General features: G+C 61.5%; 17 protein-coding genes. 5 read left to right on the top strand and 12 right to left on the bottom strand.

The window, feature by feature from the left end:
- Positions 1-76: 76 nt before the first annotated feature.
- The 5 genes from AC1DXO_RS20250 to pyrE form a co-directional block, all read right to left on the bottom strand.
- Complete coding sequence (locus tag AC1DXO_RS20250) at positions 77-658, bottom strand: hypothetical protein (protein WP_476979998.1); 582 nt, start codon at positions 656-658, stop codon at positions 77-79.
- A 48-nt stretch (positions 659-706) separates the two neighbouring features.
- Positions 707-1,609, bottom strand: a complete 903-nt coding sequence (lepB, locus tag AC1DXO_RS20255) for a signal peptidase I (protein WP_476979999.1) — start codon at positions 1,607-1,609, stop codon at positions 707-709.
- Positions 1,610-1,753: 144 nt separating this feature from the next.
- Positions 1,754-2,143 (bottom strand): holo-ACP synthase, encoded by a 390-nt coding sequence (gene acpS / locus AC1DXO_RS20260; RefSeq protein WP_476980000.1) that lies wholly within the window; start codon positions 2,141-2,143, stop codon positions 1,754-1,756.
- Positions 2,140-2,901: a pyridoxine 5'-phosphate synthase gene (locus tag AC1DXO_RS20265; protein WP_476980001.1), complete on the bottom strand. Its 762-nt coding sequence runs from the start codon at positions 2,899-2,901 to the stop codon at positions 2,140-2,142. The genes acpS and AC1DXO_RS20265 overlap by 4 nt, the downstream gene beginning before the upstream one ends.
- Positions 2,902-2,904: 3 nt before the next feature.
- Entirely contained in the window at positions 2,905-3,492 is a 588-nt protein-coding gene (gene pyrE / locus AC1DXO_RS20270) for an orotate phosphoribosyltransferase (protein WP_476980002.1), read from the bottom strand.
- Positions 3,493-3,662: 170 nt separating this feature from the next.
- Between pyrE and AC1DXO_RS20275 the strand changes: the two genes are divergently transcribed.
- Both AC1DXO_RS20275 and AC1DXO_RS20280 read left to right on the top strand, forming a co-directional pair.
- Positions 3,663-3,947 carry a ribbon-helix-helix domain-containing protein gene (locus AC1DXO_RS20275; protein WP_476980003.1) on the top strand — a complete coding sequence of 95 codons (285 nt, stop codon included), beginning with the start codon at positions 3,663-3,665 and terminating at the stop codon, positions 3,945-3,947.
- On the top strand, positions 3,934-4,227 hold the full coding sequence (locus AC1DXO_RS20280; protein WP_476980004.1) for a type II toxin-antitoxin system RelE/ParE family toxin: 294 nt from the start codon (positions 3,934-3,936) through the stop codon (positions 4,225-4,227). Before AC1DXO_RS20275 ends, AC1DXO_RS20280 begins: the two co-directional genes overlap by 14 nt.
- A 74-nt stretch (positions 4,228-4,301) precedes the next feature.
- Here the strand turns inward: AC1DXO_RS20280 and AC1DXO_RS20285 are convergent, their stop codons facing one another.
- On the bottom strand, positions 4,302-5,108 hold the full coding sequence (locus AC1DXO_RS20285) for a DUF2306 domain-containing protein (RefSeq protein ID WP_476980005.1): 807 nt from the start codon (positions 5,106-5,108) through the stop codon (positions 4,302-4,304).
- 157 nt (positions 5,109-5,265) lie between these two features.
- Between AC1DXO_RS20285 and AC1DXO_RS20290 the strand changes: the two genes are divergently transcribed.
- Positions 5,266-6,291: an AraC family transcriptional regulator gene (locus AC1DXO_RS20290; RefSeq protein WP_476980006.1), complete on the top strand. Its 1,026-nt coding sequence runs from the start codon at positions 5,266-5,268 to the stop codon at positions 6,289-6,291.
- Positions 6,292-6,312: 21 nt separating this feature from the next.
- Here the strand turns inward: AC1DXO_RS20290 and AC1DXO_RS20295 are convergent, their stop codons facing one another.
- From AC1DXO_RS20295 to rpoZ, 4 genes are all read right to left on the bottom strand, one after another.
- On the bottom strand, positions 6,313-6,585 hold the full coding sequence (locus AC1DXO_RS20295; RefSeq protein ID WP_476980007.1) for a YcxB family protein: 273 nt from the start codon (positions 6,583-6,585) through the stop codon (positions 6,313-6,315).
- A 14-nt stretch (positions 6,586-6,599) separates the two neighbouring features.
- Positions 6,600-6,863 (bottom strand): hypothetical protein, encoded by a 264-nt coding sequence (locus AC1DXO_RS20300; protein ID WP_476980008.1) that lies wholly within the window; start codon positions 6,861-6,863, stop codon positions 6,600-6,602.
- A 28-nt stretch (positions 6,864-6,891) separates the two neighbouring features.
- Positions 6,892-9,144, bottom strand: a complete 2,253-nt coding sequence (locus AC1DXO_RS20305; protein ID WP_476980060.1) for a RelA/SpoT family protein — start codon at positions 9,142-9,144, stop codon at positions 6,892-6,894.
- A 185-nt stretch (positions 9,145-9,329) separates the two neighbouring features.
- Positions 9,330-9,689 (bottom strand): DNA-directed RNA polymerase subunit omega, encoded by a 360-nt coding sequence (rpoZ, locus tag AC1DXO_RS20310; protein ID WP_476980009.1) that lies wholly within the window; start codon positions 9,687-9,689, stop codon positions 9,330-9,332.
- Between the two features lie 275 nt (positions 9,690-9,964).
- Here rpoZ and leuA point away from each other — a divergent pair, with 275 nt between their 5' ends.
- On the top strand, positions 9,965-11,644 hold the full coding sequence (gene leuA, locus AC1DXO_RS20315; protein ID WP_476980010.1) for a 2-isopropylmalate synthase: 1,680 nt from the start codon (positions 9,965-9,967) through the stop codon (positions 11,642-11,644).
- Here leuA and AC1DXO_RS20320 read toward each other — a convergent pair.
- On the bottom strand, positions 11,622-12,824 hold the full coding sequence (locus tag AC1DXO_RS20320) for an MFS transporter (protein ID WP_476980011.1): 1,203 nt from the start codon (positions 12,822-12,824) through the stop codon (positions 11,622-11,624). The two genes, leuA and AC1DXO_RS20320, sit on opposite strands and share 23 nt — an antisense overlap.
- 96 nt (positions 12,825-12,920) lie before the next feature.
- Between AC1DXO_RS20320 and AC1DXO_RS20325 the strand changes: the two genes are divergently transcribed.
- Positions 12,921-13,838, top strand: a complete 918-nt coding sequence (locus AC1DXO_RS20325; RefSeq protein ID WP_476980012.1) for a LysR family transcriptional regulator — start codon at positions 12,921-12,923, stop codon at positions 13,836-13,838.
- 11 nt (positions 13,839-13,849) lie between these two features.
- Here AC1DXO_RS20325 and AC1DXO_RS20330 read toward each other — a convergent pair whose 3' ends face one another.
- Positions 13,850-14,797, bottom strand: coding sequence for a glucokinase (locus AC1DXO_RS20330; RefSeq protein ID WP_476980013.1), 948 nt, complete (start codon positions 14,795-14,797; stop codon positions 13,850-13,852).
- Positions 14,798-14,821 lie beyond the last annotated feature (24 nt).

Here is a 14,821-nt window from a genome sequence, read left to right on the forward strand (position 1 = left end):
CCCGCCTCAAAAAGAAAGGCGCCCGAAGGCGCCGTGGAATGCTGAAAATAAATTCTAGGCAATCCGTCGCTTTCGATTACCAGCAGGCATCTCGAAATGCGTCAGGCCAATGCCAGTAGGGCACGACCATGGTAGCATCTAGCTTCGGATGCGCCAGCATCGGCATCAGGCCGCCGCGCAGTACCCCGTCCGGCAGGTGGAGCCGATCGAACATGACGGAGGTGAAAAAGGTTTCCAGACCATGCGTCAGTTCTCCCGGAACCTTTACCTTCATAAGGCGCTCAAGTTCATCCGCCAGGGTCTGCGAAAAAACCTGCATTTCGGCGCTCACGTCCTTGTCGCCCTTGACGGAGAATAACTGGTGTGCCGCCGCCATCAGTACGCCAGGCATGGAAAAACTGGCCGGATCCAGAGAATAGATGACGTTACCGGGATGATTCTCGGGGCCGTCGGCGAAGAGCTGCCTGTTGGCCTGAACCAACGCTCCCCAAACCACCTCACCCTCGCGCAGTAGCTTATCCTGCTGACTGTATATGTCGGAAAGGCGATCACCCTTGAGCGACCACTTGGGTGCATGAAGTTTGTGTCGCGGATGCAGTTTCCGCGGAGTCTTTCCCAGTGACGCACGAATGTACGCCAGCACATGTTCGAAGTCCAAGACAGCCCCCTTTGGCCGCAGAAAGGCGCCCGAAGGCGACTCTCCCTATCAATGCAAGGACTTGAAGAAACGGCCCCAGTTGAAGTTCAGCCAGGTCCACGGCTTCCACAGGGACGAACCCGGTTTCCACGACATCAGGACCAGGACAGCACGACCCTCGAGATTTTCGGCCGGCACGAAGTCGACACCGCCGACGCTCATCGGGAAGCGGCTGTCTTCCGAATTGTCGCGATTGTCGCCCATCATGAAGTAGTAGCCTTCGGGGACGGTATAGACGTCGGTATTGTCGACCGGGCCATCCTGGACAAAGTCCTGCATGACGTGGGTGCGGCCGTCGGGCAGCTCTTCGCGCTGCAGGGTCGCCGTGTCGCCACGGAAGCCCGAGCCAGGCGCCGTGCCGTCAACGGCGCCGAGAGTCGTCGTCGGCACCACCTCGTTATTGAGATAAAGCTGATCGTTCTTCATCTGGATCGTGTCGCCCGGCAGGCCGACGACGCGCTTGATATAGTCGGTCTTGTTGTCGACCGGCAGTTTGAAGACGACGACATCGCCGCGCTTAGGCGCATGGTTGAACAAGCGTCCCTTGAACAAGGGCGGCGAGAATAGGATCGAGTGTTTCGAAATACCGTAATCCCACTTCGAGACGATGATGTAGTCGCCCTGGTACAGGTTGGGCTCCATCGACGCCGAAGGGATGGTGAAAGGCTGGAACAGGAAAGTGCGCAGAACCATGACCAGCAGGATGGCGACACCGACAACGGCGCCGATTTCCTTCAACTCGTCGATGGCGATCTGCTTGACCGAACGCGTATCGACGATTTCGGCGGTTTCCGGTTCATCGGAGTCCGATACGATTTCTGCGGTTTCGGTGTCTTCGACCTTCGGCGCCGCGGCGGCGGCCTGAATGGCGTGATCCGGCGCTTCCGGCTTATCGTTGTCGTTTTTAGTCATAAGGATTTGCCCCATGCGTCCTTGATGTGGGGCACGCCCCGTATTCGTTCAAAATGAACTAACCACAGAATATGGCAAGCACAAGGCTTCATTTTGTTGGTTAAACGCGTTACCAGACGTTCATGATTTGCAGAACGCCTTGCTCTACAAGGCTTCGATAATGGCCTGGGCAATCGCATAAGGGTCGTCGTCACTCAGCGACAGATGAATATGCGCCACCCTGCCCTCTGGGACGATGGCGCGCAGGCGGTCGGCCGCGCCGCCGTGCAGCAGCACATGCGGCTTACCCAGGGCGTCGGAGGTGACTTCGATATCGACAAACAGGAAGCCGCGCACACCGGTACCCAGGGCCTTGGCGACCGCTTCCTTGGCGGCGAATCGCTTGGCAAACGACAGATGAGGCCGCGCCGCGCCCAGGGCGTGCTTTTTCTCATCGGCGGTGAAGATGCGGTCGACAAAACGGCCTTCGAACCGCGTCACCGAGGTCTCGATACGGCGTGCATCGACGATGTCGACTCCGGTCCCGACGATCACACCAGGCTCCGCACGGCATTGTCCATCAGCTCACGCATGCGCCCTATCGCGGCATCGAGCCCGATGAAGATCGCCTCGCCGATCAGGAAATGGCCGATATTGAGCTCACGGATATGGTCGATCTCGGCGATAAATGGCACCGTGTCGTAATCGATACCGTGGCCGGCGTGGACTTCGATGCCCAGTCCATACGCCTGGGCGACGGCTGCCTGCAGGCGCTTCAGCTCGGTGTCGAACTGAAGCCGCTCCTGCTCGCGCCAGGCATCGCACAGGGCACCGGTGTGGAACTCGACGACCGGCGCCTGAACCCTGGCCGCCGCCTCGATCTGCACTGGATCGGTGGCGATAAACAGCGAGGCGCGAATGCCGGCCTTGTTGAACAGCCGTACAGCTTCGCCGACATTGTCGATCTGGCCTGCGACATCCAGACCGCCTTCAGTGGTGCGTTCCTGGCGGCGTTCCGGCACCAGACAGGCGGCATGCGGCTTCAGTTTCAGGGCCAGGGCGACCATCTCGTCGGTCACCGCCATCTCGAAGTTCAAGGGCTTGCCGAAGGTATCGCACACCTCCTTAATCGCCCAGACATCCTTATCGATGATATGGCGCCTGTCTTCGCGCAGGTGCGCCGTGATGCCGTCGACCCCGGCCTGCAGGGCCAGGCGCGCTGCCCGGATCGGGTCGGGTGCGTGACCGCCACGCGCATTGCGCACGGTGGCGACGTGATCGACATTGAGCCCCAGGCGGATACGGTCGCGCATGATTCAGACTTTCGCTAAACGACGTGATCCGGGATCTTCGACCGGGATGGCGGCGAGTTCCGGCGGCAGGGCGTCGGCGGGATAGGCTGGCACCTTAAGGCTGGCCAGGGCGATCAAAGGCACGCCCACATCAGCTTCACCGCCGGAGCGGTCGACGATACAGGCCGCCGCGACGACTTGGCCGCCGGCCTTCTGGATCGCGGCGATACATTCGCGCGACGACAGCCCGGTGGTGACGATATCCTCGACCATGACGACCCTGTCGCCGGGCTCGATGGAAAAGCCGCGGCGCAGCTTGAACTCGCCACCCTCGCGTTCGACATAGAGCGACGGCACCTTCAGATGGCGGGCGGTTTCATAACCCGGGATGATTCCGCCAACGGCCGGCGAGATACAGACATCGACCTTGCCCACGGCCGCGGTGATCTTCTCGGCCAGTGCCTTGCATAGCCGCTCGCAGCGCGCCGCGTCCATAAAGACCAGGTTCTTTTGCAGGAACATTGGGCTATGCAGCCCGCTCGACAGCACGAAATGGCCTTCGCGCAGGGCGTTGGCGGCGCGGAATTCGTTGATTACGTCTTCGGATGTCATGGCGGCAGAATCCTTGGCAATTTCGTCGCCGGTTTAGCGCGTTCGCAGGGGATTTGAAACCGGAATACGCGTCGTTTTTTCACCGATCCTCACCTTACATCCAACCTTGCTGCCTCCGTACCAATCATGTATGATTTATGCTCACAATATGCACAAATAAGGCGCATAAAATGAACATAAACTTCCCCCCTGTTGATGACAGCTATATCAAGACCAAGGTGGCTGAGGGATTTTACAGCAACGCCACAGAGCTTGTCCGTGATGCCGTGCGTCGCCTGCGTGAACAGGATGGTGAACAGTATAGCCGGATGATCGCCGCGCTGCACGAAGGTGACAAGGCGATTGCCGAGGGGCGCCATAAAACCTATACCCCGGCCCTTCTCGATCAAATCGAACAGGACGCTCGCCGTCACGCCGCCGAAGCTGGCCAGATCGGGACCGATGTCAGGCCCTGAATTCCGGCTCGAACTCTCGGAACCCGCCCAACGTGATTTTCGCGATATCCTGTCCTACACTTTGCAAACATGGGGCGAAGCGCAATTCGCCACCTATCGCGAGCGCATCGATGCTGCGTTGATGGCTATTGCCGTGAAGCCACATGCCGGCCGCAAGGCCTACGGCCTCCTGGTTCAGGCCGTCGAACGCCATCGCATCTACTACCGGATCGAGGACCGCGTCATCTTTATCATCCGTATTCTGCACGAACGCATGGACGCACCGCGCCATTTACGCTGACGCGCTGCGAGGCCTTCACTATCGAAGGCGCAGTCGCGGATGCCATCGGCATCCGTCGCCTCGAGCCGGTGGCGTTACACCTCGGCCCGCTTCCGGCGCTTCGGCAGGTGCTCGACGATCAACCAAATGACCATGGCGACAATCGGGAACAGCACCGGCGCATATTGCCACAGGCTGCCGACCATCGCTGGTGGCAAGAGTTGCTGTTGCCCGAGGAAGAACGATCCCGACGCAATGAACAGCGACAGACACATCCGCCACAGATGGCGCGAGATGCGTGATACCCCGGTAATCGAACGGCGAAAGATTACGTGCATATCGCCCATGGCCGCCACGGCGCCCACCGCAATAAACAGGATAAAGGCCTGGGGCGGCGAACCGTCGACGGTCCGGGAATGACTGGACCCAGCTTGAACCATGAACAGGACGCCGGCGGCGACAACCGACAGGGCCGCAGCCAGACTGACATATTCGATCGGGCCGACCTTCGGGTCGCGCCGCCACGCCGCCAGCCCGGCCGTGACCAGAAGGCACAGCGCCAGGATACCGGCAACAAAGTTCGGACGCTGACCGTCGATCAGAAAGGGCGCCACGCCCGCGCCGATGGCATAGGCTGTAAACATTGCCCCGAAAAAGAACTTTCCCGCCATACGATGAACCGGCCGGCCCTTCGGCGCCAGAATTGCCACTGTCCCGGACAGCAGGCCCAGTGCGCCACCGCCGATATGCAGCCATAGCAGCAGCTTCGCGCCCAGTTGCATCCACAGCGGTGCGCCGGGCGCGGCCTGGAGCGTATTCGCCAGGGCCGGCGCGGCCATAACCACGCCGACGGCAACTACGCCCGCAAGCATCAGACGATACAAAACAACCTGTCGTGCCACATGTCCCCCTTTCGGCCGGTCAATGACCGCCGACAATATGTCTTGCGCCCGCCCGGCGCAGTGTTAGAGCGTGGCCCTGAGGCTAACGAGAATCGATGGCGGCGCAATGTTCCTGCGTTGCACGCCCGTTGATCGCAGGTAACAGGGAGCGGTTTTCTTGATCCATCCGACCATTTCCGCGGGCCTGATGTCGGGGCTTATCGATTTCGCCGCCGGCCGCGGGGCCGACCGCGACGCTTTGATCGCGCAGGCGGGCGTCGCCGCCGAACGCCTGACCGACCCCGATAACCGTGTGCCGTTCCCGCAATATGTCGCCGCCATGCGGGCGGCCCAGGCGGCGACCGGCGACCCGGCCCTGGCGCTGCATTATGCCGAAGAGGTCGGCATGTCCGAACTCTCGATCGTCGGACTGATCATGGAGGCGTCGGCCACCATGGGCGAAGCCTTCCTGCAACTTCAGCGTTACGGACGCCTGGTGACACAGATCGACGAGACACCCGAAGGGCAGCGTGTCCAGCTGATCCCGAAGGATGGCAAGCTGTACATGGTCTTTCAGCAACCCGATCCAAACGCCTTTCCCGAATGGACCGAGGAGGCTTTCGTCCGTCTCGTCTGCGGACCACGTCGCTTCCTGGCGCAACCGCACGTCCTGGCTGTCCATGTTACCCAGGCCGCGCCGTCCTACAGTGCAGAGTATGAGCGCATTTTCCGATGCCCCGTGCATTTCAACAGTCCGTGGAACGCCATGGAGCTTCACCCCGAAATCATCGGTTGGAAGGTGGCGCAGAATCCGCGCTATGTCTTTGGCATACTGACGCGGCACGCTGACAAACTGCTCACCGAACTGGACAGCACTGCATCGGTGACGAACCAACTTGAGGCCATACTGTTGTCGATCCTGCACCAGGGCGATGTCGGGATCGAAGCCATCGCGACCCAGATGGGTTTCAGCCGCCAGACGCTGTTCCGCAAACTAAAGGACGAGGGCACGACCTTCGCCGCTGTGCTGGACAGCCTGCGCCAGCGCCTCGCCAAACAATATCTGCGCGGGAGAAAGGCTTCGGTCAACGAGACCGCCTATCTGGTCGGGTTTTCCGACCCAGCCGCCTTCAGCCGCGCCTTCAAGCGCTGGACGGGTCAGACGCCCGGGCAGTTTTATCGCGACAACCGGCCGGCGGGATAGGTCGCCACGCCTGCTCCAATCCTATTCGTGGACAGGTTTCCTGGCCTTGAGCGCAGCCTGAACGCTCGCCCGCCAATAGCCATGAACCGTCGTGTAAAACCGGTCCTGTTCGTCTCGGTTCTCAAAAGTGCGGGCCGGAATAATGACGCCAGAGCTGGAATCGGTCATGACATAGATCGCCGCGTGGGTATTTCGGATGTCGTAGACCCTGTCCCACCTGTACACTTGGCGGGAGTCTTCACGCTCGATTCTGAACTTTATCAGGTCGATCTCAACTTGCGATACTTGCTCCAACGCCGTGCTGCGTTTCAGATATCAAGAAGCGTCAGGTGTCCCAGCCAAGGCACATAAAGATAGTAGATCGCAAAAGCGACAATCACGGCATAGCCGAGGTAACTCCAGTCGTTAGCCTCGTAAAGCGCCTTTACGGCAAACACCAAGGCTACGGGAATCAGGAACAGCAGACTACTCAGCAGGGATTGCGGCCGCAAATACGTATTCGTCCGAAACTTCATATAGTCCGCGCGTTCGAGCCTGAAACTCAAGACGCGCCAATCGGCGTTGCCGGCCATACCCCCTCCTTATCCTGTTGAATGCCGGTCAGCCCCGCACCCGGTCAACACTCTCGATCATCGGCGATGTCTTCAGGGCCGCCGAGATATTGGTGATATGGCGCGCATCCACGACCTCGATATCGAAGTCGATATCGAGAAAGTCGACTGCATTGGGCGCGATCTGGATATTGACGATATTGCCCTTGGCCTCGCCGATCAGCGTGCAGGCCTGGCCCAGCACACCCGGCTCGTTTTTCATATTGACCCGGATGCGCGCCACGCTCAGCGTGTTCTTTTCGGCGTTCAGCGTCCAGTGCAGATCGATCCACGCTTCCTTGTCGTCGTCCAGGGCTTCCAGCGTCTCGCAATCGATCGAATGGACATGAACGCCGTCGTCTTCAACAATGCCGACGATCCGGTCGCCCGGCACCGGCCGGCAGCACTTGGAAAACAGGATGTTACGCGATCCGCGCAGGGCCGAGCCGCGCACGAAGGCCAGTCCGCCTTCACCGTCACGAATCCGAGTCAGGGTATCGGCCGACAACAACAGCGGCAGTTTGAGCCCCGGGAAGATGGCTTCCAAAATCTTGGCCGGGAATATCTTGCCGCGGCCACACAGTTCGAACAGTTCGTCCTCGCTGGAGACGTGGAAGCGCTCGAAGGCCGTGCGCCAGCTGATATCGTTCAGCCGCTTATCGACCTGGGCCGCTGCCCGCTCTATGGCCGTGCGGCCGACCTTGATAAAGTCGCCGCGCTCCGACTGACGCATATGGCGGCGGATGGCCGAGCGCGCCTTGCCCGTCACGGTCAGCGAGAACCAGTCCTGATTGACCCGTGCGTCCTGGCCGCGGATGATTTCGACCTGGTCGCCGTTCTGCAGCACGGTGCGCAGCGGACGGTGCTCGCCATTGATAATGGCGCCGATGGCCGTTTCGCCGATCTCGGTGTGCATAGCGAAGGCGAAATCGAGCGGCATGGCGCCGCGCGGCAGGGACACCAGCTTGCCCTTGGGCGAAAAGACAAAGACCTGGTCGAGGAACATCTCCATCTTGGCATGTTCGACCCAATCCTCGGAATCGCCGCCGTTCTCGACGATGCTGACGATATCGCGCAGTGAATTCATCGGGTTGCGCCCGCCGTCGGCCGTCGCCGCTTCTTCGTCGAAGCCATAGGTGGCGTTCTTGTAGCCCCAGTGCGCCGCAACCCCCTCTTCGGCGACCCGGTCCATCTCCTCGGTACGGATCTGCAGTTCGATGCGCAGGCCCTTGTGCCCGACCACCGTCGTGTGCAGCGACCGGTAATTGTTGCTCTTCGGCGTCGAGATGAAGTCCTTGAAGCGTTCCTGGACGACCGGCAGGGCGCGATGGATGATGCCTAAGGCGCGGTAGCAATCGTCGGGCGTGCTGACCACGACGCGGAAGGCATAGATGTCCGACAACTGGTTGAAGCCCTGCGACTTGCGCTGCAGCTTTTTCCAGATCGAATAGGGCGACTTTTCGCGCCCGGACACGCGGGCGAACATGCCCTGCTTTTCCAGCTTGGCCGCGACGTCCTTGGCGATGGCGCGCACGGCGTCACCCTTTTCGCGCCGCATCTCTTCCAGACGCTGGACGATGGCCTGGTGCGCGAGCGGGTTGATAAACGAGAAGGCCAGGTCTTCCAGTTCAGTGGCAAAGCGGTTGCAGCCGATCGAGCGGGCCAACGGCGCGTAGACTTCCAGCGTTTCGCGCGAAATGCGCTCGCGCTTCTCCGGCGCCACGAAATGCAGTGTGCGCATATTGTGCAGCCGGTCGGCCAGCTTGACCAGCAGGACGCGGATGTCCTTGCTGATGGCCAGGATGAACTTGCGCAGATTTTCCGACTGCTTGGTATATTCCGACTGCAGTTCCAGCCGCGTCAGCTTGGTCACGCCCTCGACCATCTGGGCGATGTCCTCGCCGAACTTTTCGGAAATCTCTTGATGCGTTGCCGGCGTGTCCTCGATGGTGTCGTGCAGCAGGGCGGTGGCGATGGCTGCCGCGTCCAGCTTGTAATCGGTCAGAATGCCGGCGACCTCGATCGGGTGGGCGAAATAGGGATCACCCGACGCCCGCAGCTGCGCCCCGTGCATCCGCATGGCATAGACATAGGCGCGGTTCAGCATGGCCTCGTCGACGGTCGGGTCATAGGCGGCAACGCGATCGATCAATTCGACCTGGCGCAAAAACTTCGGCCGGGGCACAGGTTTGACAGCCGCCGGCGCAACCTCGCCTGTACGCACGGCAACGTCCACCGGATCGGGGGCCGGTGTTTCCGTCATATCGAGATGTTCACCTTCTGCGGACATAGCCGTCAATTGAGCCTGAAGAGTGTAAACGAAAAGTGTCGCATGCTTGCGAATTAAGGCAAGCGCGAAAAAGGCCCGGACCTTAGTCCGAGCCTTAAATATATGTAAGCCTGTGGATGGATTTAACCCCTCCGGCCGGGCCTTACTTAGTAACGTTCTCAGTAACGCTCTTCCTGGCCGCCATCGCGGTCGGATTGCAGGGCGCGGATCAGTTCGCTTTCCGACATCTGCTGGTGCTGCGGGTCGGCCAGCAGGGCCAGGGTTTCGGCCTCTTCCTCGGCTTCGGTGCGTTCATCGACGCGTTGCAGCGACGCGATCAGGCTTTCGGTCAGGCTCTGCGGCGCGATGGCCTTGTCGGCGATTTCACGCAAGGACACGACCGGGTTCTTGTCGTTGTCGCGATCGACCAGAATGGCCGAGCCCGACGAGATGGCGCGGGCGCGGTGGGCCGCCAGCAGGACAAGGTTGAAGCGGTTGTCGATCTGTTCGACGCAATCTTCGACGGTAACGCGAGCCATATGTGACCTCAACAATAGGAAAAGGGCGCCATGGGCCACGACTCATCGTCGCGTCCCGGCGCTCAAAACAGGTTGTGCCGTCTATATAGGCTACGCGCGCGGAAAACAACACCTACTTGGAGTCTTGAAGCCGGCCCGCGCCGCATCCCTATGTTCCCCGCTTCTGACATGACTGCATAAGGCGTGGCCGGGAGAACCGCCGGGTGACGGAGCGCGCATTCCACGAAACAAAATGCGATTTGCTTCCCCCGCTTTTTGCTCTAAGAGCCTGCCCCATGTCGATGCTCCCCAATCCCGAATCCAAGTACCGCCCGTTTTCGCTGGGCGTGGACATGTCCGACCGGACCTGGCCGTCGAAGACGGTAACGGCGCCGCCGCGCTGGCTGTCGACCGATCTGCGCGACGGCAACCAGGCCCTCGCCGATCCGATGGATGTCGAGAAGAAGATGATCTTCTTCAACATGCTGCTGAAGGTCGGCCTGAAGGAGATCGAGGTCGGCTTCCCGTCGGCTTCGCAGACCGAGTTCGACTTCGTGCGCAAGCTGGTCGAGGAAAACCTGATCCCCGACGACGTGACGATCCAGGTCCTGACCCAGTCGCGCGAAGACCTGATCAAGCGCTCGTTCGAGTCGCTGCGCGGGGCGAAACAGGCCATTGTCCACCTCTATAACGCCACCTCCCCCCTCTTCCGCCGCGTCGTTTTCGGCCTGGACCGCGCCGACGTGCTGGCCCTGGCGGTCAAGGGCGCGACCCTGCTGCGCGACGAGGCCGCGAAACAACCGGACACCGACTGGCGCTTCGAATACAGCCCCGAAACCTTCACCGCCACCGAACCGGAATTCGCCCTCGAAGTCTGCGAAGCGGTGATCCATGTCATCCAGCCGACACCGGACAAGCCGCTGATCCTCAACCTGCCGGCAACCGTCGAGGTTGCCGGTCCGCACACCTATGCCGACCAGATCGAATGGTTCTGCCGTCACGTCAGCCGCCGCGACAGCGTCGTCATTTCGCTGCACCCGCATAACGACCGCGGTACCGGCACCGCTGCCGCCGAACTGGGCCTGTTGGCCGGCGGCGACCGCATCGAAGGCTGCCTGTTCGGCAATGGCGAGCGGACGGGCAATGTCGACCTGATCACGCTCGGTCTCAACCTGTACAGCCAGGGTATTTCGCCGAAGCTCGATTTTTCGAATATGCGCGAAATCGTCCGCACGGTCGAATATTGCAACAATATTCCGGTTCATCCGCGCCACCCCTATGCCGGCGAACTGGTTTTCACCGCCTTCTCGGGCTCGCACCAGGACGCCATCCGCAAGGGTTTTGCCGCCCATGAACAGCGCAATGACGGCATCTGGGACATGCCCTACCTGCCGGTCGATCCGGCCGATCTCGGCGAGAGCTACGAAGCCGTCATCCGCGTCAACTCCCAGTCCGGAAAGGGGGGGATAGCGTGGATACTTGAGCAAAATCATGGTCTGAAGCTTCCCCGCCGCTTTCAGGTAGATTTCTCGCGCAAGGTCCAGGAGATCACCGACGCCTCGGCGCGTGAGCTGTCGTCGAACGAGATCTGGGAGGCCTTTCGCCAGACCTATCGTCTCGACGGCGCCCAGACCTACGAACTGATCGAGTATGAACAACAGGGCGGTCCCATGCGTTCGGGCGCCGAACGCGTCTTCGTCGGCCGCATCATCCATAACGGCATCGAAGCCTCGGTCATGGGCCGCGGCAACGGCCTGATCTCAAGCGCCATCAAGGCCCTGAACGATCATTACGACCTGGGTCTCGAAGTCATCGACTATGCCGAACATGCCCTGCACAAGGGCGCGCTCAGCCAGGCGGTGGCCTATATCGAATGCAAGACGCGCGACGACCGCCGGGTCTATGGCGTCGGCATCGATGCCGATATTGCGACCGCCAGCGTCAAGGCGGTCCTCAGCGCGGCCAGCGGATTGTAAAACCCGCCAGGGCTACAACCATCAGTCCCGCCGCGACGGCAAAGGTTATAGTGATGCTGCCGGTCACCGCGAATACGGTCCCCATCACCGAGGCGCCACCGATCAGTCCGATATTGCGCGACAGGCTGAGCAGGCCCGATATGACACCGCGCCGGTCTGTCGCCACATCGCGCATAACCGTTGTGGTATTGGCCGTCAGGAACAGCTGATAGCCCGGCGTCACCATCGCTATGGCCGCGATATAGCCCGCAACACCCAACAGAACCGGCAACACGCATAGCCCGGCCAATCCGGTCGCCATGGCGCCCAGACCGGCGATGATCATGATTTTGGTACCCAACCTGTCGACCAGTCGTCCGGCGACGATCCCGCTTATCGCCGAGATGACCGGTCCGACCGACATGACGAACCCGACCAGAGCGGGACCGAGATCCAGGGTCCGGGACAGATAAAACGGCCCGACGACCAGGGTCGTCATCATCACCATGGCGACCAGCAGGTTCATCGCCAAACTGCCACATAAACCCCGGTCGCGAAAAACGGACAACGGGATCACGGCTGATGATGTCCGCTCGACCTGGCGGTCATGCGGCAGATACCGCCACGCCAGCGCCAGATTGATGATGCCCAGCGGCACATTGATAAGGAAGATGGTCCGCCAGCCAAACCCGGCGATCAGCAGCCCCCCCAGAGACGGCCCGAGCGCTGTACCAAGCGCCGACATGGCGCCAAGCAGCCCCATGGCGCTGCCGGTCTTCGCTTTCGGCACGGTTTCGCCAACCATGGCCACGGTCAGGGCCATCATGACCGCCGCCCCCAGCCCCTGCGCCGCGCGCGCAGCGATCAGCAGCCCGAGCGTAGGCGCCGCGCCACAGGCCAGCGATGCCAGGGTGAACAGGCCGATCCCGCCCAACAGCAGGCGACGCCGGCCGAACAGGTCACCCAGCCGGCCGGCGCCGACGATCAGGGTGGTGATGGCCAGCAGATAGGCGACCACCACCCACTGCACGGCGGAAAACGGCACAGCGAAGGCCTGAGCCAGGCTCGGCAGCGCGACATTGGCGATGCTGGTATCCAGCGACGGCATCAGCATGGACAGCGCCAGACACGCCATAGCCCACCGCGCCCGCGTGGTCGGTAACGCTTCGATATCCGTAGTGGGAACAAGCGGCTTCAACATGGCATATCTCCCTGTCTGTATTCCACTTCGTAGCTCAAGGCCGAACATGGCGACAGGCGCACCAATTACACTTTATCCATGCATTGAACGCCACATATGTTACCCTGCGGGATGTTTCCCGATCTCAACCTGCTGGTAACCCTCGACGTCCTGCTCACCGAAGGCAGTGTCGCCCGCGCCGCCAAGCGCCTTCAGCTCAGCCCGTCAGCCATGAGCCGCGCCCTGTCACGGCTGCGCGACACCCTCGGAGATCCTTTGCTGGTCAGGGCCGGTCGCGGCCTGGTCGCCACGCCGCGCGCCCTGGAATTGCGCGAACGGGTCAGCCATCTCGTTCAGGAGGCCCAATCCGTCCTGCGCCCCGCCGACACGCTCAACCTAGCAAACCTGGCAAGAACCTTCACGTTTCGTACCCGTGACGGCTTTGCCGAGACCTTCGGTCCAGCCCTGCTGGCCCGCATCGCGGCGGACGCTCCCGGCGTCCGCCTGCACTTCCTGCAAAAGCCCGACAAGGACAGCACCCCCCTGCGCGAGGGCACGGTCGATCTGGAAACCAGCGTCGTCAGCGCCGCCATCGGCCCCGAGGTTCGCGCCCAGGCATTGTTTCGCGACCGCTTTATCGGCGTAGTCCGCCCCGGCCACGTGCTTCTGCAAACCGACATCACGCCGGCCCGTTATGCGGCCGGCCAGCACATTTCCGTGTCACGTCGCGGTACGGACAGGGACCATATAGGCGACCAGGTTGACGAAGTCCTGGCGCCGCTTGGGCTGACCCGCGACATAACGACCTTGGTTGGCGGCTTCTCGACCGCCCTGGCCCTGGCGCGTGCCTCGGACCTGATAGCCACGGTTCCGGAACGCCACACCGCCGGCCTGCGCGACGGCCTGCACAGCTTTACCTTGCCGGTTGACGTACCGGAGTTCACCGTATCTCTGCTATGGCATCCACGCATGGACGCCGACCCGGCCCACCGCTGGCTGCGCGGCTGTGTCCGCGAAGTCTGCACCGTAATCTAAGCGGCGTCGGTCTATTCGAACAGGGTACTAAGCCCGAGCAGTTCGGGCTCGACGGCGGCGATCTTATAGACCGGAATATCGCGCACATAGCTCGTCACGCGGCCCTTGGCGTAAAACCGCCGGGCGAAGACGTCATGGTCGAACAGATCGCCCAGCGCGTCGAGGTGGCAACCGCTAAGATAGACCCCGCCCTTCGCTCCCATGGTCAGGGCAAAATCCGAGGCAACGCCGGCGAACAGCTCAGTCTGAACCTGGATCGCCTTGCGGGCACGGGGTTCATCAATATAAGCCATGGCCATGATCTCTTCGGGCGACAGCTCGGCGTCATCGTCGCCATCCAGCACCGACAGGCAGCGCCACAGCTCCGACAGCCCCGGCGCCGACACGGCCCGCTCGCGCGATACATGGCCGTAGCGCGCCATCATCAGCTTAAGAATGTCGATCTCGAGTTCGGTGCACGGCGCGAAATCCGAATGGCCGCCCTCGCAGTGAGTCGCAACCCAGCCGCCACGGCCGTCCGGCGACAAAAAGGCGCCGCCCAGACCTGCCGTCGGACCGACCACGGCGACAACGTCACGCGGCCGCACATAGTCGCCGCATACCTGAATACGCTCGTTCGCTTCCAGGACGGGTACGGCCAGGGCCTTGGCGACAAAGTCATTGACCACAGTCAGGCGTTGAACACCCAGCAATTTTGAAATGTGGTGGCGGTTAAGGGTGAAACCGTAATGGACCAGGTCGATCTGCCCATCGACCTCCCAGCCCGAGGTCGAAAAGGCCGCACTGCTCAATTGCGGTTGGCCGTTGTCAGCGAGAAACGTCAGGACAGCGTCCTCGAAGTCGGTGAGACTGCCACAACCATAAAGCCCGGCCTTTTCCGGACGGCCGCCCGGCTCAGCCAGGGCCAGCTTGAAACAGTCGCCGTTGCTCAGATCTGCGAGCAAAACCTTGGTCGACATGTCTGTCCTCATTTCCCGCCGTGA

It is taken from the genome of Asticcacaulis sp. P2_C5, from assembly GCF_056404555.1.

Excerpts from the sequence above, each read along its gene's own strand:
- rpoZ (WP_476980009.1), bottom strand. The coding sequence starts at position 9,689 with ATGGCTCGCGTTACCGTCGAAGATTGCGTCGAACAGATCGACAACCGC.
- pyrE (WP_476980002.1), bottom strand. The coding sequence starts at position 3,492 with ATGACATCCGAAGACGTAATCAACGAATTCCGCGCCGCCAACGCCCTG.
- AC1DXO_RS20280 (WP_476980004.1), top strand. The coding sequence starts at position 3,934 with ATGTCAGGCCCTGAATTCCGGCTCGAACTCTCGGAACCCGCCCAACGT.
- AC1DXO_RS20330 (WP_476980013.1), bottom strand. The coding sequence starts at position 14,797 with ATGTCGACCAAGGTTTTGCTCGCAGATCTGAGCAACGGCGACTGTTTC.
- AC1DXO_RS20300 (WP_476980008.1), bottom strand. The coding sequence starts at position 6,863 with ATGGCCGGCAACGCCGATTGGCGCGTCTTGAGTTTCAGGCTCGAACGC.
- AC1DXO_RS20320 (WP_476980011.1), bottom strand. The coding sequence starts at position 12,824 with ATGTTGAAGCCGCTTGTTCCCACTACGGATATCGAAGCGTTACCGACC.
- AC1DXO_RS20305 (WP_476980060.1), bottom strand. The coding sequence starts at position 9,144 with ATGACGGAAACACCGGCCCCCGATCCGGTGGACGTTGCCGTGCGTACA.
- lepB (WP_476979999.1), bottom strand. The coding sequence starts at position 1,609 with ATGACTAAAAACGACAACGATAAGCCGGAAGCGCCGGATCACGCCATT.
- AC1DXO_RS20325 (WP_476980012.1), top strand. The coding sequence starts at position 12,921 with ATGTTACCCTGCGGGATGTTTCCCGATCTCAACCTGCTGGTAACCCTC.
- AC1DXO_RS20275 (WP_476980003.1), top strand. The coding sequence starts at position 3,663 with ATGAACATAAACTTCCCCCCTGTTGATGACAGCTATATCAAGACCAAG.
- leuA (WP_476980010.1), top strand. The coding sequence starts at position 9,965 with ATGTCGATGCTCCCCAATCCCGAATCCAAGTACCGCCCGTTTTCGCTG.
- AC1DXO_RS20265 (WP_476980001.1), bottom strand. The coding sequence starts at position 2,901 with ATGCGCGACCGTATCCGCCTGGGGCTCAATGTCGATCACGTCGCCACC.